This window comes from Salifodinibacter halophilus, from assembly GCA_012999515.1.
GTDB classification, from domain to species: domain Bacteria; phylum Pseudomonadota; class Gammaproteobacteria; order Nevskiales; family Salinisphaeraceae; genus Salifodinibacter; species Salifodinibacter halophilus.
Map to the genome: position 1 here is coordinate 1 of JABEEB010000217.1, position 275 is coordinate 275.

At 73.8% G+C, this 275-nt stretch carries 1 protein-coding gene; it reads right to left on the reverse strand.

Annotated elements, in window-relative coordinates; translation table 11 throughout:
• A partial coding sequence (locus HKX41_11385) for a VCBS repeat-containing protein (GenBank protein NNC24734.1) occupies positions 1-275 on the reverse strand: 275 nt, incomplete at both ends.

Below are 275 nucleotides of genomic sequence, written 5' to 3' on the forward strand. Positions count from 1 at the left end.
GCTTCGGGCCGAAGCGCCATTGGCGCATGCGCAGGCCGTCGCCCCACAGCAGGTCGAGGCGCGAGTCGCCGTCGAAATCGCCGCTGCCGAGCAACTGCCAGCGCGAGCCGATGACGAGGGCGCGGCCGCCGCTGACGCGCGCGCCGTCCATGGTCCAGACCGCGACCACGCTGCCGCTGTCGTCGCGCCACACCAAGTCGGCCTTGCCGTCGCCGTCGACGTCGCCGCTGGCGATCAGGCGGTAGCCGGCCGGGTAGTCGCGCATCGGCAAGCCG